A 24,348-nucleotide genomic window follows, 5' to 3' on the forward strand; every position below is an offset into this window, starting at 1 on the left:
AATGACCAGCGACGTGCAGGTGCTGGTTCATCGTGGTCCGGACATTGCCGAATGGTTCGATGCCGTGGCAGGCCTGCGGGCGAGCGTCTTCCGCAGCTTTCCTTACCTGTACGAGGGCGACACCGAATACGAGAAGCACTACCTCGCTATGTACGCCCGTTCGGCAGACAGCCTGCTGGTACTCGCGCTCGCTGATGACGTGGTCGTGGGTGCGTCCACGGGATTGCCGCTCGGCGATGCGGAGCCGGCCTTCCAGGTGCCGTTCGCCGATCGAGGAATCCCGATGGAGGCAGTGTTTTACTGCGGCGAATCAGTCCTGCTCCCGGCCTTCCGGGGCCTTGGCCTGGGCCATCGCTTCTTTGACGAACGCGAAGCGCATGCCCGTTCGTTGGGCGGCATGCAGTGGACATCGTTCGCGTCGGTGGATCGAGCAGACGACGATCCCCGGCGTCCTTCCAACTACCGCAGTAATGATCCCTTCTGGATCCGTCGTGGCTACGTGCGGCAGTCGGACATGAAGGTTACGCTGCCCTGGAAACAGGTGGGTGAGCCGAGCGAAACCGAGCAGACGCTCACGATGTGGCTGCGCTCCCTGGAGAACGCGAAATGAAAGTAGCAGTTGCGAAATACGCAGTGGGTCAGCCCACGGGCTTCGAGGCATTCGCAGCGCGGCAGCGGCGGGTTCTGGAGGAGGCGAGCCGTGCCGGAGCGGAACTGGCCGTGTTGCCAGAATATCTGTCCCTCGAACTGGCTGCGATGTTCGAGCCTGGCATCCGCCAGGATTTCAACGCCTCGCTGGCCGCGCTGCAGGCCTTGCAGCCTGCGTGGCTGGCCCTGTACACCGACCTGGCGCGCGAGCTGCGCATGACCATTCAGGCCGGTACGTTCTTGACCCGGGTTGGACCGGATCGCTATCGCAACCGGGCGTGGTGGTTTGCGCCGGACGGCACGCGTGACTACCAGGACAAATTGCAGTTGACGGGGTTCGAGAAAGACACTGGCGTCATCGAGGGGGGCGACGAACTCAAAGTGTTCGACCTGAATGGCGTGCGTGCCGGCATCGCTGTCTGCTACGACAGTGAGTTTCCATTGCCCGTGCGAGCCCAGCGAGAGGCGGGTGCACGCCTGCTGTTGGTCCCGAGCTGTACGGACACGAGGGCAGGTGCAACCCGGGTTCGTGTGGGCTGCATGGCGCGGGCACTGGAGAACCGGATGTTCGTCGCACAGGCCGTGACGACCGGAGCTGCTGACTGGAGTCCGGCGCTGGACACGAACACTGGCGAGGCCACGATCTATGCACCCATGGATCGTGGATTCCCCGAGGATGGCATTCTCGCGACTACTTGCGGCACGCAGACATGGGCGATCGGTGATCTTGACGTTGAAGCACTCGAACGAAACCAAGAACAGGCCCAGGTTGCGGTCGATCGTGACTGGGACGGACAGATGTTGCCTGCACTGCGGAAAGCTCGACACTCGGGTCATCAGGTCGCCTAGCCGGTCTCATCTTGATAGCTTCAACTCGATGAGTCGGCTTAGATAGGTCATATCTATCTGCGCATAGATTTTTCCAGTTTGACCAGTTTTGAACTTGCCCCGATGCTGTCGATACATGCAAGAAATATTCATTGATTTGAATGTTTTGCGCTTCTTGGGAACAAACCTGTACTAGCCTGTAAGAGTGCTCGAAGAGCACAGAATTTGTGGCAAAGTTCGGCCGCATATACTATGGGGGAGTATTGTATAATGCGGCGGTGTACCCAAGTAGAGAGGTGTTCGATGCCACACAGTCCGGAAGAAAAGAAGCAAGCACTGACGCGCATCCGGCGCATCAAAGGTCAGGTAGCGACTCTTGAGCAAACGCTTGATGCAGGTGCGGAATGCCCTGCAATTCTTCAGCAGCTTGCGGCCGTTCGTGGGGCAGTCAACGGATTGATGGCAACCGTTCTGGAGAGCTATCTGCGGGAAGAATTTCCCAGTAGCGAAATCAGGAGCGATTCGCAGAACAAGTCCATTGACGAGACCATCTCTATCGTCCGCTCCTATCTGCGATAGAGGCACCAGGGTGCCCTCGGTGAGGGCAAATTTAGTTAGCTAGTAAAGGAAGCGACATCATGAAATCACGTGCAGCAGTTGCCTTCGGGCCAGGAAAGCCGCTGGAAATCGTCGAGATCGACGTCGAGCCGCCGCGCAAGGGCGAGGTGCTCATCAAGATCACGAATACCGGCGTTTGCCATACCGACGCCTTCACCCTGTCGGGCGACGACCCCGAAGGTCTCTTCCCGGTCGTGCTGGGTCATGAAGGTGCGGGTATCGTCGTGGAGGTGGGTGAAGGTGTGACCAGCGTGAAGCCTGGCGATCACGTCATTCCGCTCTACACCGCCGAATGCGGCGAGTGCCTGTTCTGCAAGTCCGGCAAGACCAACCTGTGTGTCGCGGTTCGCGCAACCCAGGGCAAGGGGCTGATGCCCGATGGTACGACTCGCTTCTCGTACAACGGTCAGCCGCTTTACCACTACATGGGCTGCTCGACCTTCAGCGAATACACGGTCGTCGCCGAAGTCTCGCTGGCCAAGATCAACCCGGACGCCAACCCCGAGCACGTCTGCCTGCTGGGCTGCGGCGTGACCACCGGCATCGGCGCCGTGCACAACACGGCCAAGGTACAGCCCGGCGACTCGGTGGCCATCTTCGGCCTCGGCGGCATCGGTCTCGCTGCGATTCAAGGTGCACGCCAGGCCAAAGCGGGCCGCATCATCGCCATCGATACCAATCCGGCGAAGTTCGAACTGGCTCGTACCTTCGGCGCGACCGAATGTCTCAACCCGAAGGACTTCGACAAGCCGATTCACGAGGTTCTGATCGAGATGACTGGCTGGGGTGTCGATCACACCTTCGAGTGCATCGGCAACGTCAACGTGATGCGTTCGGCTCTGGAAGCTGCCCACCGCGGCTGGGGCCAGTCGATCGTCATCGGCGTCGCCGGGGCCGGCAAGGAAATCTCGACCCGTCCGTTCCAGTTGGTCACCGGCCGGACCTGGAAGGGGTCGGCTTTCGGCGGGGTCAAGGGGCGCACCCAACTCCCGGGCATGGTGGAAGACGCAATGAAAGGCGAGATCGATCTCGCCCCGTTCGTCACTCACACCATGGGTCTCGACGAGATCAACCACGCCTTCGACCTGATGCATGAAGGCAAGTCGATTCGCACGGTGATCCACTACTGATCACTCACTATCCATTCAACACCAACCACCAAGGAAATTAACCATGTCCAATCCTGTCATTTCCGGCGACGGCATCTTCTCGCACGTCTTCATCGGCGCCGCCGACGTCCAGAAGTCGGCCGCGTTCTATGACGCCGCTCTGGGTGCTCTCGGCATCAAGAACCTCGGTCCTTTCGGCAACGGATGGGTGCTTTTCGGTCGCGAAAAGCCGGCTTTCATCATCGCCCGTCCGGGCAATGGTGAAGCGCCTTCCAGCAACGGCGTGACGGTCGGCTTTGCGGCCGCCACTCCCGCCGAAGTGGATGCCTTCCACGCCGCCGGCCTTGCCGCAGGCGGCACCGACGAGGGCCAGCCTGGCCCGCGTGGCCACCTGCCGGGTGCCTATGCGGCCTACCTGCGTGATCCGGCGGGCAACAAGGTTTGCTCGTACACCTTCGTCTGAAAGCTAGGAAGCTGAGGGCGTTCTGAAAGGGCCAGCACAAGCCTCTACACGGCGAGCCTATTAGACGGACCGTGTAGAGCGGTGCCCGCTCATGAAGATCGGCCCGCAGCCATGTGCGAAACGCATGGCTGCGGGCATTTGCTTTGAAGCGTGTTTTTCAACCAAGAAGAAATGAGGTCGTTATGAAAGAGCCGGCCAACATCAATACGACGACCGTACAACCCACCCCGACCGCCACCGTGTACGGCATGCCGGCCTATACCGATCGTGCTGCCGCCGTGGGTGAAGTGCACGCGCGCCCGCATCTCTTGATTCAGGCCCCCCGCGGCATATTGCAGCTCGCTTTCATGACCGAAGGCGACCAGGCCAGGGATCAGATGGCGATGAGCGAGTTGTCTCATCGCTTCGGCGTTGCCGAACCCGACCATACTACGCCGCTCCACGGCGTGACATGGGATGAAGGAGACCTGCACTGCGAAAAGCACACCGAGTTCTCGACGTATCTCTGGTGCGCTTCGCTGGATTCCGAGACGGGAGAGCCGTGCGGCGAAAATCCGTTCAAGCATGGATTTGTTCCTCCCGGCCCGGTCGTATCCGGCATCCGTTTGAGACTTCTTCCGTGGACGCCGGAAACGGAGAAGGAGGTCGATCGCTTCGATCCTGCCAGCCTGTGCTACTCGCTGGTGGAGAACGGCTCTGCCGCCATCCTGACCGACTTTCGACAGGATGAGGATGGCCTGACGCAGATCCTCGTCCTGGCCCGCGATTTGACCCCGGCGCGGGCGGGTGCGCTGGCTCAACGTCTGCTGGAGATCGAGACTTACCGCACCTTGGCGTTGCTGTCCCTGCCGTTGACACGATCGATGACGTCGGAACTGCGACGCATGGAGTCGCGCCTTGCGGCGATCACCGACGAGATGTGTACGAGCTTGGTGGAACGGCGCGACAGCGACGTGCTGCTGTCCGAATTGACCGGCCTGGCTGCCGAGCTGGAAGCTGGCGTTGCGGCGAATCTCTATCGCTTCGGCGCCAGCCGTGCCTACTACGAGATCGTCGAGGAAAGGCTGGCAGCGCTTTCGGAAGAGGCCGTATCCGGGTACTGCACCTGGGCGGATTTCCTGCAGCGTCGCATCGCTCCCGCCATGCGGACATGCCAATCCGTAAAGGAGCGCCAGACCAAGCTCTCCGACAAGCTGACCCGGGCCATCGCGTTGCTGCGTTCCTGGATCGACGTCGAGCTTGAACGCCAGAACCGCGATCTGCTTGCGTCGATGAACAACCGGGCCAAGATGCAATTGCGCCTTCAGCAAACCGTCGAAGGCCTGTCGGTCGCGGCAATTTCTTATTACGTCGTGAGTCTTCTCGGCTATTTGCTCAAGGGCATTCCGATGGTTCACGACAGCGTGGCGCCGGTGATGGCGGTTCTGGTGCCTGCGGTGATGCTGACGATCTGGTGGATCGTGCGCAGGATCAGACACGCCCACGGCGACACGGCAGCGGAAGAGAAATCTTCCTGACGAGCTGCCGTCCTGGCGCGCGAGAGCTGCGCCGTTCCTTTGAACATAGGAGAACACCATGGAACGCATCGAACATCACGCCAGCTTTGATGGTTGGCAGGACGTTTATCAGCATGAATCCACGACGCTCGGTTGCACGATGAAAGTCGGCGTCTATCTGCCTCCGCAGGCACAGCACGGCAAGGTGCCGGTGCTGTACTGGCTTTCAGGCCTCACCTGCACCGAGCAGAACTTCATCACCAAGTCCGCCGTCCAGCGCTACGCAGCCGAACATGGCATTGCCGTCGTCGCGCCCGATAGCAGCGCTCGCGGCGAAGGCGTTGCCGACGATCCCGCCTATGACCTCGGACAGGGGGCAGGTTTCTACGTCAACGCCACGCAGGAACCCTGGGCTGCGAATCATCGGATGTATGACTACGTGGTGCAGGAACTACCGGCGCTGATCGAGGCCCACTTTCCCGTGACAGCGGAGCGGAGCATCAGCGGCCATTCCATGGGGGGACACGGTGCTCTGGTCATCGCCCTGCGCAACCCGGGCCGTTATCGAAGCGTCTCGGCCTTCTCGCCCATCGTCGCGCCCACCCAGGTTCCCTGGGGACACAAGGCCTTCGAGGCGTACCTGGGCAGCGACCGGGAGGCGTGGAAGCAGTACGACACCGTGGAGCTGATTCGCACCGTGCAGGAGCGTCTGCCGCTGCTGGTGGATCAGGGTTTGGGCGACGAGTTCCTGGAGAGTCAGCTTCAGCCCGATCTGCTGCGCAAGGCCTGCGACGAGACGGGGCACCCGCTCACGTTGAATCTGCGCCCAGGCTACGACCACAGCTACTACTTCATTGCCAGTTTCATTGGCGAGCATATGGCACACCACGCATCGGCGCTGAAACGCTGAGAGAGAGGAGATCAGGTCATGACAAAGACCTCCAAAAACCGACATCACGTCGTCATTATCGGAGCGGGCTTCGGCGGGATCGAGGTTGCCAACCAGCTTGCTGGTGCCGAGGTCGATGTGACGATCATCGACCGGCGCAATCATCACCTGTTCCAGCCGCTGCTTTACCAGGTCGCAGGGGCATCTCTCTCGACATCCGAGATCGCCTGGCCTATTCGCTATCTATTCCGAAATCGCCCGGAAGTGAACACCTTGATGGCGGAAGTGGAAGGTATCGACCAGGACGCGCGTCAGGTCATTCTCAACAATGGCTCGCGCCAAACCTACGACACGCTCGTACTCGCGACAGGTGCTACCCATGCCTATTTCGGACACGACGAATGGGGGGCTTTCGCGCCGGGGTTGAAGACGCTGGAAGATGCCACGACCATTCGAGGCCGAATCCTCGCGGCTTTCGAGGAGGCCGAGCGCACGAGCGATCCTCAGCAGCGTGCCGCGCTGCAGACGTTCGTCATCATCGGTGGTGGTCCCACCGGGGTTGAATTGGCCGGGACCATCGCCGAGCTTGCACGAGACACGCTGGCGCGTGACTTCCGCTCGATCGACCCGAGCACGTCCCGGGTTGTACTGATCGAGGCGGGCCCGCGTCTGTTGTCCGTCTTTCCAGAGGATCTTTCGGCCTATACGCGCCAGGCACTCGAAAAGCTCGGGGTCGAGGTCGTGCTGGGTACGCCGGTCACCGAATGCTCGGCCGACGGCGTGGTGTATGGCGGCAAGCCTCTTTCGGCCAAGACCATCGTTTGGGCCGCCGGCGTCCAGGCGTCTCCCGCGGCTCGCTGGTTGGGTGCTGCGTCTGATCGTGCGGGTCGAGTGGTCGTTGGTCCCGACCTGACGGTGGCCGGTCGCCCGGAGGTCTTCGCCATCGGCGATACCGCCTCGTGCACCATGGCTGATGGGAAGCCCGTACCGGGCATCGCCCCCGCCGCCAAACAGCAAGGCAAGTACGTCGCCAACCTCATTGGACGGCGTTTGAAAGGCAAGCCCGCTGACGGGCCTTTCAAATACCGGCATCAGGGGAACCTGGCCACCATCGGCCGCAGCCTGGCCGTAATTGACATGGGGCGGGTTAAGCTGCGTGGAGCCTTTGCGTGGTGGATCTGGAAGCTCGCGCATATCTACTTTCTGATCGGTACGCGAAATCGTCTCAGCGTCGCGTTGAGCTGGGTATGGAACCATAGCATCGGCTACCGCGGCTCTCGCATCATCATGCATGCGATTAGCGACAAAGAGCCCACGGCGTTGGATAAATCCGGCTCTCTGGATTGAGGTGCACACCTTATCGGAACGTCAACTATCAGAAATACCAGGGAGAGGAACTTGACCGATCTATTCACGACAAAGCCCAAGCCTCCCTTGGCCGAACTCCTGCGGCCCAAGACGCTGGATGAATTCGTCGGGCAACGGCACTTGCTCGGCCCCGGCAAGCCGCTTCGTCTCGCGTTCGAGGCGGGCAAGTTGCACTCGTTCATCCTCTGGGGGCCGCCAGGCGTGGGCAAGACCACCCTGGGGCGCCTGGCCGCCAGTGCGACCGACAGCCGATTCATCGCCATCTCGGCCGTGCTTGCCGGGGTGAAGGACATCCGGCAAGCCATCGACGAGGCCCAGGCAGAACTGGGCAACCATGGTCGATCGACGGTGCTTTTCGTCGATGAGATCCATCGCTTCAACAAGGCGCAGCAGGATGCCCTACTGCCCCATGTCGAGTCGGGGCTCCTGACCCTGGTGGGGGGAACGACCGAGCATCCGGGGCTGGCGGTCAATTCCGCTCTGCTCTCACGCGCGCAGGTCTATACCCTCGAACCGCTGTCCGGCGACGAACTGAACCAGCTCTACGAACGCGCACTGCCGCATCTCCAGGGCGTCACGTTGGACGCGGACGCGCTGGATCTGCTCAAGGGCTTTGCCGATGGCGATGGCAGGCGCTTCCTCAATCTGCTTGAGCAGGTGACGAATGCTGCGTCGGGCGCGGGCAAGGCCGTGGTCGATGGCGAGTTTGCCAAACTGTCCACCAGCCCATCACTGCGCAGGTTCGACAAGGGCGGCGACGAGTTCTACTGGCAGCTCTCCGCCTTCCACAAGTCGCTGCGGGGCTCCGACCCCGACGCGGCCCTGTACTGGCTGGCCCGCATCCTCGACGGCAGCGGCGACGTCAGCCAGGTGACGCGCCGCATGATCGTGGTGGCCAGCGAAGACATCGGCAATGCCGACCCGCAGGCGCTGCAACTGGCGCTCAATGCCGCGCTGGCTTATGAGAGGCTGGGTTCCCCCGAAGGCGAAATACCGATTGCCCACGCGGCGACCTACCTTGCTGCCGCCCCCAAGTCGAACGCTGCCTATGCCGCCTGGAACAAGGCGAAGGCCTTCGTCAAGAACAGCGGCTCCCTGCCTGTGCCTCTCCATCTTCGCAATGCGCCGACGAAGCTGATGCAGCAGATGGGGTATCACGAAGGCTACCGCTATGCCCATGACGAGCCCAACGGCTATGCCGCTGGGCAAAGCTACTTTCCCGAGGGCGTGGCGCGGCCGGGCTGGTATCAGCCAACGGACAGAGGTGTTGAGCGCAGGCTGGGAGAAAGGCTTACTTGGCTGCGCTCGCTGGATGATGGGACGCTGCCAGAGGCGGACGCCTGACCGGTCGCCTCCGAAACCGGCTCATCGCGACTTCACGAACTACAGGAACAGGATAAGAACATGTCAGCCACTTCTTTCGGTGCATCCTCGGCGAATATCAGCCGGGGACGCGTTGCCCGCTATCTGCGCACGGAGTCTGGTGCTGCGGTGCTGCTGGTGATCGTCACGGTCGTGGCGCTGGCGTGGGCGAACTCGCCGCTATCCGATGCCTATTTCGCGTTGTGGCACCTGGACGTCGGGTTTGACTTCGGGCCGCTGGGCATGCACATGGATCTGCATCACTGGGTCAACGACGGCCTGATGGTGGTCTTCTTCTTCCTGATCGGCCTGGAGGTGCGTCAGGAGTTCGCCCACGGATCGCTCAGGGACCGCAGCCGTGCCCGTCTCGCTCTGATCGCGGGTGTCGCAGGTGTCGTGCTTCCCGCGCTGGTGTATGTCCTGATCGTGGGGCTGGCCGGAAGTGAAGGCCTGCACGGGTGGGGGGCGGTGGTCGGCACCGATACGGCATTCATGCTGGGCACCCTGGCGATCGTCGGCCCGCGGCTATCCGGTCAGTTGCGCGTGTTCCTGCTCACCCTGACCGTGGTCGATGACTTCCTCGCCGTGTCCATCATCGGCATCGTCTATAGCGAGGAGATTCGGATCGTCCCGTTGTTGATCGCCCTCGCCAGTCTCGTTGCGTTGTGGTGGCTAGGGCGCACCCGCCAGTGGCGGGCAATGCCGTATGTGCTGATCGTGATCGTGCTGTGGCTCGCAACCGTGTACTCCGGCATCCATGCCTCTCTCGCCGGGATGGCCGCGGGGCTGCTGATCCCCGCCTACGCGACGCAACGTCACAAGGTCGTCGCGGCAAAACAACTGTTCCGCGACTTCTGGCAGTCTCCGAGTGCCGCATCGGCCCGCGCGGTGGACTGCGGGCTGTCCCGGGGTATCTCGGTGAACGAGCGATTGCACGAGTTCCTGCGGCTGCCGACGGCGCTGCTGATCGTGCCGGTGTTCGCCTTGGCGAACGCCGGAGTGGACGTGCGTGGCGGGCTGCTCGCCGAGGCCTTCGGCTCGCCAGTCACGTGGGGCGTCATCGCAGGGCTCGTGCTCGGCAAGCTCGTGGGCATCGGGCTCATCACGCTCGTCGCCGTCCGTCTCGGCCTGGGCCGGCTGCCCGAGGGCGTCGGGGTGGGGAGCGTGTTCGGTGGTGCGGCACTGTCCGGGATCGGCTTCACCGTGTCGCTGCTGATCATCGGGCTCGCGTTCGGCACGACCTCCGACCTGGGCCGCCAGGCGACGGTCGGCGTGCTCGTGTCGATGGTGTTCGCCACGTTGCTCGGGTGGCTGATCTTCAAGGTCGCCGCCAAGCGGTGGGGTGAGAAGACCGCTGACCTGCCGATGGTGCTTGAGCCACCGGTCGATCCGGAGATCGATCACATCCGCGGGCCGGAGGACGCCCAGCTCACACTCGTCGAGTACGTGGACTTCGAGTGCGCGTACTGTGCGCACGCGACCGGTTCTTGGGACGATCTGCGTGCCCACTTCGGGGACGACCTGCGGTATGTGGTGCGCCATCTGCCGCACCACCCGCACGGGCCGATCGCCGCGCGGGCGTCCGAGGCAGCGGCGAACCAGGGGATGTTCTGGCCGTGGCTGGACTTCGTGTTCACCCGTCAGCATGCGCTGGAGCGCGAGCATCTGATCGGCTACGCCGCCGAGCTTGGGCTCGACGTCGAACGGTTCATCGCGGATCTCGACAGCACCGCGGTGATCGAGCGTGTCGAGCGCGACCTCGCCAGTGCGGTCGCCAGCGGTGCGCACGCCACGCCGACGTTCTTCGTCGAGGGTCGTCGTCTGCGCGGCAGCTACGACGCCCGCACTGTCACCGCGGCGCTCGAAGCCAGTCGCCGCGGCCCACGAACTCAGGAAGTCCCGTCCTGAGCGGGACGAACTACAGGATAAGAACATGCCAAACAATTCTTTCGGTGAATCCTCTTGTACCGCTGCGGCCAGCGGCCTCGTGCAGGTGCGCGGGGCGCGCGAGAACAACCTCAAAGAGGTGGACGTTTCCATCCCGCGTAACGCGCTCGTGGTGTTCTCGGGAGTCTCCGGCTCCGGGAAGTCCTCGCTGGCCTTCGGCACCATCTATGCCGAGGCTCAGCGACGTTACTTCGAGTCGGTGGCCCCCTATGCGCGGCGATTGATCGACCAGGCCGGCGTGCCCGACGTCGATGCGATCGACGGCCTCCCGCCGGCGGTGGCGCTGCAGCAGCAGCGTGGCTCCAGCAACGCGCGTTCCTCCGTGGGCAGTGTGACCACCCTGTCCAGCCTGGTGCGGATGATGTATTCGCGCGCCGGCGCCTACCCAGCCAACCAGCCGATGCTGTACGCCGAGGATTTTTCGCCCAACACGCCGCAGGGAGCGTGCCCGACCTGCCACGGCCTGGGCCATGTGTACGAGGTGACCGAGGCCATCATGGTGCCCGATCCCTCCCTGAGCATCCGCGAGCGGGCGATCGCCTCCTGGCCCCCCGCCTGGCAAGGCCAGAACCTGCGCGACATCCTGGTCAGCATGGGCTACGACGTTGACCGACCGTGGAAGGACCTGCCGAAGAAGGATCGCGACTGGATTCTGTTCACCGAGGAAACACCGACGGTGCCGGTGTACGCCGGCTTCACGCCCGCCGAGACCCGCGCCGCGCTCAAGCGCAAGATGGAGCCGAGCTACATGGGCACCTTCACCGGTGCTCGCCGGTATGTGCTGCACACCTTTGCCAACACCCAGAGCGCGCTGATGAGAAAGCGCGTGTCCCGGTTCATGGAGGGCAAGCCGTGCCCCACCTGCCACGGCAAGCGGCTCAAGCCCGAGGCGTTGTCGGTCACCTTCGCCGGCGTGGACATCGGCGCGTTCATGCAGATGCCGCTGGACCAGTTGGCGGCCTTGCTCGAACCCATTGCCCAGGGTGATTTCCGCGCCCATGCAGCGGGGGCGGCTACGGACAAGGAAGCGACCCGGCGCGACCGTGCCCAACGCGCGGCCTCCGGTCGTGCCGTACACGCGGTATCGCCCGACGTGCGCCGCACCTCCGCGCTGTCGGAAGAAAAGCGCCTCGCCGCGCAGCGCCTGGCCGGTGGCGTGATGGCACGCCTGCGCCAACTGCGCGGGCTGGGCTTGGGCTACCTGACGCTGGACCGGGCCACGCCGACGCTTTCGGCTGGCGAGTTGCAACGCCTGCGGCTGGCTACGCAATTGAGTTCCCTGCTGTTCGGCGTCGTGTACGTGCTCGACGAGCCCTCGGCGGGGCTGCACCCCTCCGACAGCCAGGCCCTGTACGACGCACTCGATCGGCTGCGCGACGCAGGCAACTCGGTGTTCGTGGTGGAGCACGACCTGGAACTGATGCGCCGCGCGCAATGGCTAGTGGATGTCGGGCCGGATGCCGGGGAGCGTGGCGGCCGCGTGCTCTACAGTGGCGAGCCGGATGGCCTGCGCAAGATTGCCGAATCGCGCACCGCCCGTTACCTGTTCGACGAGATCCCCGCGCCGGGGAGCCGGGCACGCGAAGCGATCGGCTGGCTGGAGCTGCAGGGCGTCCACCGCCACAACCTGCATGGCGTGGACGCACGCATTCCGCTGGGCGTGCTGACGGCCGTCACCGGCATCTCCGGCTCGGGCAAGTCCAGCCTCGTCGCGCAGGCCCTGCCGGAGCTGGTGCTGCTGCACCTGGGCCACGAGCCGGAAGACGATGTAGCCGAAAGCGCCACCAGCGAAGGGCCGGCAGTGATCGAAGCGACCGGCGGCCATCTGGCGGGCGACGTGGACGCCGTACAGCGTCTGGTGCAGGTGGACCAGAAACCGATCGGGCGCACGCCGCGGTCGAACCTAGCCACCTACACGGGCCTGTTCGACCATGTGCGCAAGCTGTTCGCTGCCACGCCCGATGCGCGACGCCGCCGCTACGATGCCGGACGGTTCTCGTTCAACGTCGCCAAGGGGCGCTGCGAGACCTGCGAGGGCGAGGGCTTCGTCAGCGTGGAACTGCTGTTCATGCCCAGCGTGTACGCGCCGTGCCCGACGTGCCATGGCGCACGCTACAACGAGGCCACGCTGAAGGTGCAATGGAACGGGCGCAACATCGCCGAGGTGCTGCAGATGACCGTGGACGAAGCCAGCGAATTCTTCGCGGGTGAAGACGCTGTGGCAAGGCCACTGCAACTGCTGCGCGATATCGGACTGGGCTACCTGCGCCTGGGGCAACCGGCCACCGAGCTTTCCGGTGGCGAGGCGCAGCGTATCAAGCTGGCGACCGAGCTTCAGCGCAGCCAGCGCGGCCGAAGCCTGTACGTGCTCGACGAGCCGACTACCGGGCTGCATGCGTCGGACGCCGACCGGCTGCTGGTGCAGTTGCAGCGCCTGGTCGATGCCGGCAATACCGTAGTGATGATCGAACACGATATGCGCGCGGTGGCCCAGGCCGATTGGGTGATCGACGTGGGGCCTGGTGCAGGCGCTGCCGGCGGCAGCATCGTGGTGGCGGGCTCCCCTCAGCAGGTGGCCCGAACGTCTGGCAGCAGAACCGCTCCGTTCCTTGCACAGGAGTTGGCGCGGGCCGAGTAGCTCAGTTCGCCAAATGTTGCCAGTTTTCGCGGGGCATTGATCGTCGCCACACGACGGTGGCGATCAATGCCCGAATCGCGTCATCCTTCCTGAGTCAGAGCAAGATAGGGATTGTTGGGCGGTATTTCGGCGAGTGCCAAGGACCCATCTTCGAGGAGGTAGCCATGCAGTCGGCGGGACTTCCTCGGGCCCGTGACTTCACAGGTCCAAATGTTCAGGCCATTGGGCTGCTTTCGATGTAGCTGCAGCTTCTCGAAGCGCTTCTGCACCCACTGCCAATCCTGTTGACTCTCCTGCTTGGCGAGTGCGGCCACTTCGGGATGCTCCTGCGCATAGCGTTGGAACACACCCGGGCTGACCAGGTAGGCCGTGTCATTCACCGTATGCACGAGTGCCTTCGCGTCGTTGATGATGAGCCGTCGTGAGGCGATTCCCTGCTTCAGCCAAACCATGAACTGTTCCCCGGATGGCTTCGTTGCCGATGACCCAGGCGTAGGCGCGGGTGCAGGTGCAGGCGATGGAATGGACGTCGCGGCTGTTGCTGGCGCGGGGGTGTGGAGGAACTCCTCGGCATCCTGGCCAACGCCGGCCGACTCACCCAAGCCCACCATCGCGAGCAAATCCTCCATGACGTCGGGCACGGGCTGGGCTGCGGGCGGTGAAACGATGGTGGTGCTGTCGCCCTCCCAAATCGGAGGCTCTTGACCTCCCTGCGCTGGGTTCACCGAGACGGTAGGCGCGGGAGCCGACATGCTGGCGTCGTTTTCCGCGGGCGTCGCGTCGATCTCTACCGTGCCCGCGAAAGGTGCTGGTCGCTCGCCAGACTCCCAGATCAGCGCGGGAGCGAGACGCAACAGGGTGAACGAATGGGACCAGCCGGTCGTGCTGGTCACGGTCGCGCGCCAGACCGCCTTGCCGTCCGGTGTGGGCTGCAGCATGCCGTGGTCCTGCAGCACATTGAACACGGCGGTGTTGTTCGCAGGAATGCCATCGATCCCCTGAGACAGGAGGTGTGCGCGCAGTTTGTCCGAAACCGTCTTGCTCACCAGCCACAAACCATCCTCGGTGAGCCAGCCATCGGAGGCTTCCGGCTGGTTCAGCTTCAACTGTTCCTTGAGCAGGTAGCGCAACCCGTCCAGCAGCTTGCGTTGCAGTGCGTGCTTGGGCGCGGCCATGGCGCGCGCCGGATCGCCGCCCAGCTCCTGGGCCACCGACGCCCGGTCTGCTTGCACGACGAGTTCCCCCAGTACACCGGCATGTTCGTACTGACCGGCCAGCACATAGAGCAGCGGTGCCCAGAGAGCCGGATAGTCGCTGAGCCAGTCCAGGACGTGGCGGTCGAGCAGTTGGCGATAGAGCAAGCCTGTTGCGGCGCTGTGCAGGCGGTATTCGCGGTCGTCACGGTAGCGAAATCGGTACGCCTGGTGCAGCGGGCCATGCCACGGATGCCAAGTACTGCCGTCGGCCAGTTCGACGTGTAGATCGACGGCGATCTTGCCAATATCGTGGAGCAGCGCAGCATAGGCAACGGCGGCGGTCCAGGCTTCGGACTGGGCCGCCTGGTCTTCGGGACTGGCACCGATGGGCAGCAGATGGGACTGCCGCAGTTTCAGGCTGTAGGCGACGATCTCCAGGCCGTGGTCGAGCATGCCGCCCGGGTAGGCATGGTGATGCGCCTCGGAGGCCGGGAAGGCCTGGACCAGTTCGGCATAGCGTTCCAGGGGCGTGCGATACAGGGTGGCGAATTGCCTACGCGAGAGCGAGGTACGCTGCCAGATGTGCTCCAGCAGCTTCTGCCGGCGTGGGGTGGCCAGCAGCGATGCGGCCGACTCAGGACGCAGCAGCCCTTTCGGGAGGGCGGTGACGGGTGGTGGCGTCGGTGCGGCAGCGACCGGGGGCCGTTTTCGCTGGAACAGGGAAAGCATGTGGGTGTCCTGATGACGGGCCGACCGGGAGGCCTTTTGGCCTTTTCGAGGTAGGGCCTTTCCCCTTGCACCCCATTCCCTTGCCATTTCGGCCCTTTGGCCTTTAACCGTTTCGGTATAGCGAGGCCTGGGTTGCGGCTCCAGCGTCAATGTGGAACCCGCTCGAATGCATTGGACGGCGACCCGGCGCTGGCCTCTGCCTATGCTGTGGGAACGCTGCTTCCGCCAGGTAGGTTGTTCTCACTCAGGCGACTAAGTTGACAGACGCGACAAAGGCGACTAGAGTGAATCCTGTCCCAAACCTACTCGGGAGATGACCATGCCCACTGCCATTGAATTCATTGCCGACCGTCTGCCGCGCGTCACGGTGGAAGATGTACGCCGCTTCGCGGATACCGTCGAAATCCGGGATGCCACGGCTTTCGCGGCCGAGTTGCAGGCGTTCGTCCACGAGCGTGTGGAAGCGGTGACACTGCCCGCCAACTTGGAGGGGGAGACCGTTGGGCAGGCCCTTGCACGCAAGGCGGCCGCGCTGCGCGCCGACACGCGCTGGGCACCGAATGAAACCGACGTCCAGCGAGGCCGCGCCGTGCTGCTGGAAACCTTCAACCAGCCGCACAACCTGCCGCCCGCGGAGTTCGCCAAGCTGGCGGACAAGTCGCGCCAGCAGATCTACAAGGACATCCTCGCGCGTCGGCTGCTGGCGCTGAACGTGGGGCCGCGCGGTCAGAAGCTGCCCGACTGGCAGCTCGACCCGGTGAAACAGCAGTTGACCCAAACCGTGCTTCAGGAGGTCGAGGGTATCGATCACTGGACGATCTACCGCGCACTGTCCGAACCGCTCGAAGGCTTGGGTGGGCGCTCGCCGGTGGATGCGGTGACGCATGGCACGATCGATGACGTGGCCGAGGCCGTGTTCAACGTGCTGGGCGTCCAGGTGCATTGAAGCGAGATCGCCATGAGCCACGAGCTGCCTTCGTTCCTGATCGATGCCGGTGAACTGCTCCAGCATGTGAGCCGCGTCGTCTATCGGGGCAGCCCGCTGTACTATGGTCGCAGCAGCACGAATCGCTACGATGACCCGGCGGGGGCCTACGGCGTGCTCTACCTGGGGCGCGACCTGCCCACGGCGCTGATGGAGTCGGTGTTTCACAAGCACCAGTGGCTTGAAGACACGAAGCGCTCCATCGCCCTGAAGGAGGTCCACGCCCGGATGGTCCGCGCCGTGGGCGTGCTGGACGACGTGCTCCTGGCCGACCTCACGGCGCCGGGCGTCATGGCGGGCTACTTCGGCCTGAATCTGGAGCAGTTGGCGAGCCGCGACTACACGCACACGCAGCAGGTGTCCGCTCAGGTGCATGCGATGGTCGGCGACGACGGCCAGCCGCTGTTCGACGGGGTGCTCTATCCGTCGCGCAACAACTATCCCGCCGCGAGCATCGCCCTGTTCGAGCGTGCGGGAACGAAGGTCAGCGTTGTCGAGGACATCGACCTGGTTGACCATGTGGACTGGCCGCGTTTCGTTGCCACCTACCGCATCGGCGTGGAGCCCGACCCCGGCCCGGTGGAACCGGATGACGAAGCGTCCTGAAGCAGCAAGAAAACACATTGAAGCCCGAAACGGAATGAAGTGGAGCAAACAGGAATAGGCATTCCTCAGTAGCAGGAGACGACCATGAACACGACGACCCGCACCAGTACCGCAGAACGCCTCGGCCGTACCTTTGGCCGCGGATGGCGCGTCTATGCGCGTGGCGAACGGCGGGTATCGAATTGGTTGGTGGCCAAAGGGGTGCCTTCGGTTGGTGCCACAGTGCTGCTGTGGGTGGTCAAGCTGGCTGTGCTGGGCGCGCTGCTCTACGCCGCCTTCTGGTTCGCACTCGTGTTGCTGGGAGTCGTGGTGGCGGGATGGGCGGCGGCTGCCAATACATCGGAAGAAGACGAGTGGCCGTTCACCGACCTCACCGAACTGCGCAAGACACCCGGCTACGATCCCAATCTGTACAACGATACGTCGCACGAGTTGTACACCGACGACTGATCGGCACCGCGCTACTTGGGGTCGTTTGCGGGAGAGGGCGAAATCCTACGCTAAGGCTTTGGCCAACGATATTCTCCGGTAAGATTGATGTGTTCCCAGGGGATAGGAGAAGTCGCTTGATATCTAGTATGACGTCTGTCGCACCTGCTTGATCGCGGCCGCGATAGCTAGATCGCGTTGCTCCTCTTCTCCATCCGCGTTCCAAGCTGCGGAAAGGCACCCATAAGCGTACGCCTGGTCGAGCAGGCGACGCGGATCGACGTCCAGCGCACGAGAGAATGCGTCCGCCATCTGTGCAATGCGTCTAGGATCGAGACAAAGGTCGTCTCTGTCAGCCGGATCGTAGAACATATTGGCGGCGCCAAAGCCCACTTCACCGACCAGACCGACGGGATCTATCACCAGCCAGCCGCGACTGGAGAACATGATGTTTTCATGATGCAGATCGCCATGTAGCCCACGCAGTTCCGAGGCATTGCTCATCATTTGATCGGCTATAATCGCCGCGTGGACGTAGTCAGTTTGACAACCTGCGTTTTGATCATCGCGCGCCCGCTGAAACAAAGCTGCAAAGCGATCCCGGATCGGGAGAAGGGCAGAAGGCAGGGGTTCCTCAGATGCGGCATACAGCTTCGCCATTAGTTCCGCTGCAATTTCGGTCGCCTGGTAGTCGCCGTGCTCGGCAACGATGTGAGAGAGCATTCGCTCCCCGGCATATTCGAGCAACATCAGATTGTTCTCACGACCGAGCAACCGGACTGCTCCCCTCCCATTGCGCCATACCAGATAGTCGGCCCCGCGCAGTTCATCAGCAATGTCTTCTATAGGTTTCAATCCCTTGACGATTGCAGGAGTCCCGTCTGGCAATGAAACTTTCCAAACGAGGCTGGAAAAGGTGTCCGCAATGAGAACAGGTTGCGAAACGTGCCAATGAGCAGGAAAAACAGGCGGCATGAACATCAACCCCAAGTCAGAGGGTCCAATCGCAGATAGAAGGCAAGGCGTTCGCGGTCGGGGGCTTCGATCCCCAATACATTGAATAGGACAGCGAAGGCGCGCTCTGCTTCATCTGGCGCTGCCCAGTTCTCTTCGGCGTTAGCAATCATGAGTGCCAAATCGGCATAGCGATCTGCTGTTCCGAGCCGCCCAAGGTCGATCAGACCCGTGCATTGAAGAGTTTTAGGGTCCACCATGAAGTTCGGCATGCAGGGATCACCATGGCAAACAACCATATCGGTGCGCTCTTGGTCGAGCCGCACCGGTAGCTCTCGTTCGACACGAGCCAAAAGATCGAGCTGCGGCGTACTCTTGTCCTCGTCCGGTAAGAAGTCGGGATTGACGGCATTGCGGGACACCACATCAACGGCGCGTCCGAACATTCGCGACAGCCTGCGCTCAAACGGACATTGATCAACCGATAGGCTGTGAACAGCGCCAAGTTGCTGCCCCATTGACGGCCACGCTTTGAGCAAATCCGCTCCAGACAGATCAGCCGCCGGTACTCCCGGAATTGCCGTTATCACCAAGCATGCACCCTCCTGTTCCTCCTGCCAGTTGATCACCTCGGGGCAAGCCACACCTCGACCTTTGAGCCAAATGAGGCGGTCACGCTCTCCAGCGAGCTCACCGCGGCGGGAAGCAGGTGCGATTTTCGCGAAGGCATGCCCGTCACCACGTCGAAAAACAAAATCACCAGATTCTCCGCCTCTGACAGGCAACCAGTCAGAATGCGATTCACCAAAAAAAATATTAGTTCGATTCAATGGAGGTTCCTTCAGTTTTCTGATGAAGCGCGGAGGTGGCTCAACCTGCGAAAAGAAACGAGTTGCTACGTAAGTCCGAGAACATGCTTTCCATGGTCTCTGAGCTCGCCTTTGGGACCGACATATCGGTAGAGAGTGACGCGCTCGATGCCGAGTTCCTTGCAGAGATCGGAAACTGAAGTATCGCGCTGGGCCATGGCGGCTTGCGCGAGACGCACCTGAGCTTTGGTGAGCGCGAATTTTCGTCCGCCCTTGCGACCGCGCGCTCTCGCGGAGGCGAGACCCGCCATGGTGCGCTCTCGGATCAGATCCCGCTCGAACTCGGCCAAGGTGGCGAAGATTCCGAACACCATGCGACCGGACGCAGTCGTGGTGTCGATCTGAGCGCCCTTTCCAGTCAGAACCCGCAGGCCGATCTTGCGGTCTGACAGCTCCTTCACCGTGTTGACCAGATGGGCAAGCGATCGTCCGAGGCGATCGAGCTTCCAGACCACCAGCACATCGCCGTCACGCAATGACTTGAGGCAGGCAGTCAAGCCAGGGCGATCATCACGACCGCCGGAAGCAAGATCATCATAGATATTGTCCCGTTCGACACCTGCGGCGCGCAAGGCGTCGTGCTGCAGGTCGAGAGACTGCGAGCCATCGGCTTTGGAGACGCGGGCATATCCGATCAGCATGTATCACAAACGTTGGTTTGAGGCGGCGCTTCGGCCACGATTGCATTGACCTCTGGAAATGTATCTCAACCAGCTTCATAAACAAAGCGTCTTGAACGCTATCAGATTTTGAAAAAGGAACATGTATGCCGCGTCGCGTCACTCTAACCGATCGGCAGAAAGACGCGCTGTTGCGCTTGCCGACTTCACAGACGGATTTGCTCAAGCACTATACGCTGAGTGATGAAGACCTTGGGCATATCAGGCTGCGTCGGCGCGCTCACAACAGGTTCGGCTTCGCCCTGCAATTGTGTGTCCTGCGCTATCCCGGCCGGGTGCTGGCTCCAGGCGAACTGATCCCTGCAGAGGTCATCGAATTTATCGGAGCGCAGCTTGGCCTGGGTGCCGACGATCTCGTAGACTATGCTGCCCGCGAGGAAACACGGCACGAGCATCTTGCCGAGTTACGGGGGCTCTACGGCTTCCGCACCTTCTCCGGACGTGGTGCGAGCGAGCTGAAGGAATGGTTGTTCCGAGAAGCCGAGATGGCGGTGTCGAACGAGGATATCGCCCGTCGCTTCGTAGCCGAGTGCCGACGCACCCGCACTGTCCTTCCCGCGACATCCACGATCGAGCGGCTTTGTGCCGCGGCTCTCGTCGATGCCGAGCGACGCATCGAGACGAGGATCGCCAGTCGGCTGCCTATGTCGATCCGAGAACAGTTGCTGGCATTGCTCGAGGAGACGGCTGATGATCGGGTGACCCGTTTTGTGTGGCTGCGCCAGTTCGAGCCTGGCTCGAACTCTTCGTCGGCCAACCGGCTGCTCGACCGGCTCGAATATCTGCAACGCATCGATCTCCCCGAGGATCTGCTTGCCGGCGTTCCTGCCCATCGGGTGACTCGTCTGCGCAGGCAGGGTGAACGGTATTATGCCGACGGCATGCGCGATCTCCCGGAGGACAGGCGGCTTGCGATCTTGGCTGTTTGCGTCTCGGAATGGCAGGCGATGTTGGCCGACGCAGTGGTCGAAACCCACGACCGGATCGTCGGCCGTCTCTACCGTGCTTCGGAGCGTATTTGCCATGCAAAGGTCGCAGACGAAGCGGGGGTGGTGCGTGACACCCTGAAATCCTTCGCCGAGATCGGGGGCGCCCTGGTCGATGCACAGGATGATGGCCAGCCGCTGGGCGATGTCATCGCGAGTGGGTCAGGGTGGGACGGCTTAAAAACCCTTGTTGCAATGGCAACCAGGCTGACCGCCACCATGGCCGACGATCCGCTCAATCATGTGCTCGACGGTTATCACCGCTTCCGCCGATACGCTCCACGCATGTTGCGCCTGCTCGATCTGCGAGCTGCGCCCGTTGCACTGCCGCTTCTGGAAGCGGTGACGGCCCTTCGTACCGGTTTGAACGATGCCGCGATGACCAGCTTCTTGCGGCCCAGCTCGAAATGGCATCGCCACCTTCGGGCCCAGAGGGCTGGCGACGCTCGCCTATGGGAGATCGCGGTGCTGTTCCATCTGCGCGATGCGTTCCGCTCCGGAGATGTCTGGCTTACTAGGTCCCGGCGCTATGGCGATCTGAAACACGCACTCGTTCCGGCACAATCCATCGCGGAAGGCGGTCGTCTCGCTGTGCCATTGCGGCCGGAGGAATGGCTGGCAGACCGGCAAGCTCGCCTCGACATGCGGTTGCGCGAGCTTGGCCGTGCCGCTCGCGCAGGCACGATCCCGGGCGGGTCGATTGAAAACGGCGTTCTGCATATCGAGAAACTCGAAGCCGCCGCGCCGACAGGCGCCGAAGATCTGGTGCTCGATCTCTACAAGCAGATCCCGCCCACGCGCATCACCGATCTCCTGCTGGAGGTGGATGCGGCGACCGGCTTCACCGAAGCGTTCACCCATCTGCGCACAGGAGCACCCTGCGCTGACCGGATCGGGCTAATGAACGTTATCTTGGCGGAAGGGATCAACCTCGGCTTGCGCAAAATGGCGGATGCGACAAACACCCACACCTTCTGGGAATTGATCCGCATTGGACGGTGGCATGTCGAGGGCGAAGCCTATGACCGGGCGCTGGCCATGGTGGTCGAGGCACAGGCAGCGTTACCCATGGCCCGGTTCTGGGGCATGGGCACGTCGGCTTCGAGCGACGGACAGTTCTTCGTCGCTACAGAGCAAGGTGAGGCCATGAACCTGGTCAACGCGAAATATGGCAATACCCCGGGCCTGAAAGCCTATAGCCACGTCTCCGACCAATATGCGCCGTTCGCAACCCAGGTGATTCCTGCAACGGCAAGCGAAGCGCCTTACATCCTCGATGGCCTGCTGATGAACGATGCTGGACGCCATATCCGCGAGCAGTTCACCGACACGGGCGGCTTCACCGATCACGTCTTTGCCGCATGTGCCATTCTCGGCTACCGGTTCGCTCCGCGCATCCGCGACCTGCCATCCAAACGGCTCTACGCGTTCAATCCGTCGGCCGCCCCGGCGCACCTGCGAGCGTTGATCGGCGGAAAGGTCAACCAAGCCATGATCGAGCGCAATTGGCCCGACATCCTGCGCATCGCCGCCACCATTGCTGCCGGGACCGTCGCGCCAAGCCAGATTCTGCGGAAACTCGCCTCCTATCCGCGGCAGAACGAGCTCGCGACAGCCCTGCGGGAAGTCGGTCGCGTCGAGCGCACCCTGTTCATGATCGACTGGATTCTGGATGCCGAACTCCAACGGCGTGCCCAGATCGGGCTCAACAAAGGCGAAGCTCATCATGCGCTGAAGCGGGCAATCAGCTTCCACCGCCGCGGTGAAATCCGCGACCGTTCCGCCGAAGGCCAGCATTACCGCATCGCCGGCATGAATCTGCTCGCCGCCATCATCATCTTCTGGAACACCATGAAGCTCGGCGAGGTCGTTGCAAACCAGAAACGCGATGGAAAGCTGCTATCGCCCGATCTCTTGGCCCATGTTTCGCCGCTCGGATGGGAACACATCAATCTCACCGGAGAATATCGCTGGCCAAAGCCTTAGCGTAGGATTCCGCCCCCTCCCGCAAACGACCCCTACTTCAGCTTACCTCCGGTAAGGGCCCCAGCGCCCTTACCGCCTGCTTGGCCGGCGCTCTTGCTGCCATCTGAAAGCCCCTGGATGACGTGCCCGGCCCGAATCCCAACCCAGGTAAGGCTCGCAAGCCAAAAGCCCGGCAAGACCAGGAACATCGTGCCCATGACGAACATCAGGAGCAGGTCGCCAAAGGCATTGTTCAACCCCACCAGCGGATCGAAGTTAGTGTGTGGCCGGTTCCAGCCGAAGCCCCACCCATAGAGCGCATCGAGGATGGTGCTGTCGATCCAGCGTGCGAGTTGGAACCAGAAATCGGTGAAGAACAGCGCGAATTGCACGACGCTGACGGTGACGACCGTCTTCAGGTCATAGGTTCCGACGACCAGTACGAGCGGGATGCAGATGACCAGTGCCATCTTGAGCAAGGCAAGCACCATGGGCAGCGCCTGGCGCACCACGTCCATGGCGGGAAATGCGGCAAGTGCCCCGACCGCCATTCCTACATCCCCCGTGGCCCGCGTCACGATGTTCGGCAGGGTCTTGTCGATCTGGCCGCCGTAGTCGGTATAGACCGAACCCTGGTTGAGCTTCTGCTGTCGCGGTGACGCGATGGTACGGACCACCGAATCGTCCACCTCGGTACGGCTCAGGAACCCGGCCCAGCCCGCCAAGCGATTCAACAGGCTGGGGTCCACCTGGCCCAGCAGCCGTGCCCGCAGGCCGTTGCTGCCATCGGCCCACCACTGCCTGCAGGTCGGGTAGCCGCCGCCACTGGCCACCTGCGCAAGCCCTGCGTCGCGGGTGTCGTCATAGGGCCATGACTCGCGCGCCGTGCTGGAACGGTAGCTGTCGTAGTAGCCGCCGGTATCCGTGAAAAACCTCGAACCGATCCAGGTCACGTCGTTCATTTGAGCGTCGTCCAGCTCCGGCCGCGCCATGAACAATTTAGCGCGTGCAGGTCCGTAGCAGTCGTGTGTGAAATCGGCCACTTCCTGAGCCAGAACCGGGTCATTGATGCGGGTAGCGTCGATCTCCATGCGCATCTGTCGCAGGTCTGTCCCGCACGGGATTGCCGCCACCGAGGCGCTGGTGACGGCGCGCGAGAGCGCGTGCATGAAGGCCCACCAGACCGGCACCTTGGCACTCTGGTTGTTGATGGTGCTGAAGGACTGGGACCAGCCGGTATCCGTGGGCTGCGGCACGTTGACCTGGCACTGGGCCGAGCGCGAGCTGTCGTACTGAATTGTGTTGAGGTCCACGTCGATGAAGGGGATGCCGGCGAACATCACCACCACGATGGCGACGAACACCCGGTTCTCGATGCGTGCGGCCGAGAGCACGCCCTTGTTGCCTTCGTCGGCACCTTCCGCACGGGCCTTAAGCCATTCCTGCACGATGATCGCCACGAAGGGCAGTGCGAATACCCCGCTGGATACCAGTACCGCCCAGATGCCGTTGTTGACGATCCAGGACACCAAGGTCAGGTAGTACTCCAGGTAGTCGGTTGTGAAAAGCGTCATGGCTCGGAC

20 protein-coding genes are annotated in these 24,348 nt (G+C 62.6%); 15 read left to right on the forward strand and 5 right to left on the reverse strand.

Going from position 1 to position 24,348, the window contains the following annotated elements; all coding sequences use genetic code 11:
• Position 1: 1 nt before the first annotated feature.
• The 11 genes from PM2_RS10470 (at position 2) to PM2_RS10520 (ending at position 13,366) form a co-directional block, all read left to right on the forward strand.
• Entirely contained in the window at positions 2-610 is a 609-nt protein-coding gene (locus tag PM2_RS10470; RefSeq protein WP_028690944.1) for a GNAT family N-acetyltransferase, read from the forward strand.
• Complete coding sequence (locus tag PM2_RS10475) at positions 607-1,497, forward strand: carbon-nitrogen hydrolase family protein (protein ID WP_028690945.1); 891 nt, start codon at positions 607-609, stop codon at positions 1,495-1,497. The genes PM2_RS10470 and PM2_RS10475 overlap by 4 nt, the downstream gene beginning before the upstream one ends.
• A gap of 282 nt (positions 1,498-1,779) precedes the next feature.
• Complete coding sequence (gene frmR, locus PM2_RS10480) at positions 1,780-2,055, forward strand: formaldehyde-responsive transcriptional repressor FrmR (RefSeq protein WP_028690946.1); 276 nt, start codon at positions 1,780-1,782, stop codon at positions 2,053-2,055.
• A 59-nt stretch (positions 2,056-2,114) separates the two neighbouring features.
• Positions 2,115-3,224, forward strand: coding sequence for an S-(hydroxymethyl)glutathione dehydrogenase/class III alcohol dehydrogenase (locus tag PM2_RS10485; protein WP_011871467.1), 1,110 nt, complete (start codon positions 2,115-2,117; stop codon positions 3,222-3,224).
• A gap of 43 nt (positions 3,225-3,267) precedes the next feature.
• On the forward strand, positions 3,268-3,666 hold the full coding sequence (locus PM2_RS10490) for a VOC family protein (RefSeq protein WP_023103885.1): 399 nt from the start codon (positions 3,268-3,270) through the stop codon (positions 3,664-3,666).
• Positions 3,667-3,848: 182 nt separating this feature from the next.
• A complete protein-coding gene (locus tag PM2_RS10495) occupies positions 3,849-5,183 on the forward strand; it encodes a DUF3422 family protein (protein ID WP_023464791.1) in 1,335 nt (444 codons plus the stop codon).
• Between the two features lie 58 nt (positions 5,184-5,241).
• The gene (gene fghA / locus PM2_RS10500) at positions 5,242-6,072 is read left to right on the forward strand and encodes an S-formylglutathione hydrolase (protein WP_023464790.1); all 831 of its coding nucleotides are present in this window, start codon (positions 5,242-5,244) and stop codon (positions 6,070-6,072) included.
• Between the two features lie 18 nt (positions 6,073-6,090).
• Complete coding sequence (locus PM2_RS10505) at positions 6,091-7,398, forward strand: NAD(P)/FAD-dependent oxidoreductase (RefSeq protein ID WP_028690947.1); 1,308 nt, start codon at positions 6,091-6,093, stop codon at positions 7,396-7,398.
• 51 nt (positions 7,399-7,449) lie between these two features.
• A complete protein-coding gene (locus PM2_RS10510; RefSeq protein ID WP_028690948.1) occupies positions 7,450-8,763 on the forward strand; it encodes a replication-associated recombination protein A in 1,314 nt (437 codons plus the stop codon).
• Positions 8,764-8,823: 60 nt separating this feature from the next.
• Positions 8,824-10,689 carry a Na+/H+ antiporter NhaA gene (gene nhaA, locus PM2_RS10515; RefSeq protein WP_028690949.1) on the forward strand — a complete coding sequence of 622 codons (1,866 nt, stop codon included), beginning with the start codon at positions 8,824-8,826 and terminating at the stop codon, positions 10,687-10,689.
• Positions 10,690-10,714: 25 nt separating this feature from the next.
• Positions 10,715-13,366 carry an excinuclease ABC subunit UvrA gene (locus PM2_RS10520; RefSeq protein WP_028690950.1) on the forward strand — a complete coding sequence of 884 codons (2,652 nt, stop codon included), beginning with the start codon at positions 10,715-10,717 and terminating at the stop codon, positions 13,364-13,366.
• Positions 13,367-13,446: 80 nt separating this feature from the next.
• On the opposite strand, the gene mobH is transcribed toward PM2_RS10520, so the two are convergent.
• Positions 13,447-15,291, reverse strand: coding sequence for a MobH family relaxase (mobH, locus tag PM2_RS10525; RefSeq protein ID WP_028690951.1), 1,845 nt, complete (start codon positions 15,289-15,291; stop codon positions 13,447-13,449).
• Positions 15,292-15,610: 319 nt separating this feature from the next.
• Between mobH and PM2_RS10530 the strand changes: the two genes are divergently transcribed.
• The 3 genes from PM2_RS10530 to PM2_RS10540 all read left to right on the forward strand — a co-directional run bounded on the left by PM2_RS10530 (position 15,611) and on the right by PM2_RS10540 (position 17,332).
• Positions 15,611-16,237: a hypothetical protein gene (locus tag PM2_RS10530; RefSeq protein ID WP_023657212.1), complete on the forward strand. Its 627-nt coding sequence runs from the start codon at positions 15,611-15,613 to the stop codon at positions 16,235-16,237.
• Positions 16,238-16,249: 12 nt separating this feature from the next.
• The gene (locus tag PM2_RS10535; RefSeq protein ID WP_028690952.1) at positions 16,250-16,882 is read left to right on the forward strand and encodes an RES family NAD+ phosphorylase; all 633 of its coding nucleotides are present in this window, start codon (positions 16,250-16,252) and stop codon (positions 16,880-16,882) included.
• Positions 16,883-16,966: 84 nt separating this feature from the next.
• Positions 16,967-17,332 (forward strand): DUF3742 family protein, encoded by a 366-nt coding sequence (locus tag PM2_RS10540; protein WP_028690953.1) that lies wholly within the window; start codon positions 16,967-16,969, stop codon positions 17,330-17,332.
• Positions 17,333-17,455: 123 nt separating this feature from the next.
• Here the strand turns inward: PM2_RS10540 and PM2_RS10545 are convergent, their stop codons facing one another.
• The 3 genes from PM2_RS10545 to PM2_RS10560 all read right to left on the reverse strand — a co-directional run bounded on the left by PM2_RS10545 (position 17,456) and on the right by PM2_RS10560 (position 19,775).
• Entirely contained in the window at positions 17,456-18,292 is an 837-nt protein-coding gene (locus tag PM2_RS10545; RefSeq protein WP_000480968.1) for an aminoglycoside O-phosphotransferase APH(6)-Id, read from the reverse strand.
• Positions 18,292-19,095: an aminoglycoside O-phosphotransferase APH(3'')-Ib gene (gene aph(3'')-Ib / locus PM2_RS29950; protein WP_001082319.1), complete on the reverse strand. Its 804-nt coding sequence runs from the start codon at positions 19,093-19,095 to the stop codon at positions 18,292-18,294. Before aph(3'')-Ib ends, PM2_RS10545 begins: the two co-directional genes overlap by 1 nt.
• Before the next feature lie 65 nt (positions 19,096-19,160).
• On the reverse strand, positions 19,161-19,775 hold the full coding sequence (locus PM2_RS10560; RefSeq protein ID WP_000904906.1) for a recombinase family protein: 615 nt from the start codon (positions 19,773-19,775) through the stop codon (positions 19,161-19,163).
• A 125-nt stretch (positions 19,776-19,900) separates the two neighbouring features.
• Here PM2_RS10560 and PM2_RS10565 point away from each other — a divergent pair, with 125 nt between their 5' ends.
• The gene (locus tag PM2_RS10565) at positions 19,901-22,786 is read left to right on the forward strand and encodes a Tn3 family transposase (RefSeq protein ID WP_001138082.1); all 2,886 of its coding nucleotides are present in this window, start codon (positions 19,901-19,903) and stop codon (positions 22,784-22,786) included.
• Positions 22,787-22,818: 32 nt separating this feature from the next.
• On the opposite strand, the gene PM2_RS10570 is transcribed toward PM2_RS10565, so the two are convergent.
• On the reverse strand, positions 22,819-24,339 hold the full coding sequence (locus PM2_RS10570; protein ID WP_028698647.1) for a conjugal transfer protein TraG N-terminal domain-containing protein: 1,521 nt from the start codon (positions 24,337-24,339) through the stop codon (positions 22,819-22,821).
• Between the last annotated feature and the right edge of the window lie 9 nt (positions 24,340-24,348).

The organism is Pseudomonas monteilii NBRC 103158 = DSM 14164 (assembly GCF_000730605.1).
Classification (GTDB): domain Bacteria; phylum Pseudomonadota; class Gammaproteobacteria; order Pseudomonadales; family Pseudomonadaceae; genus Aquipseudomonas; species Aquipseudomonas monteilii.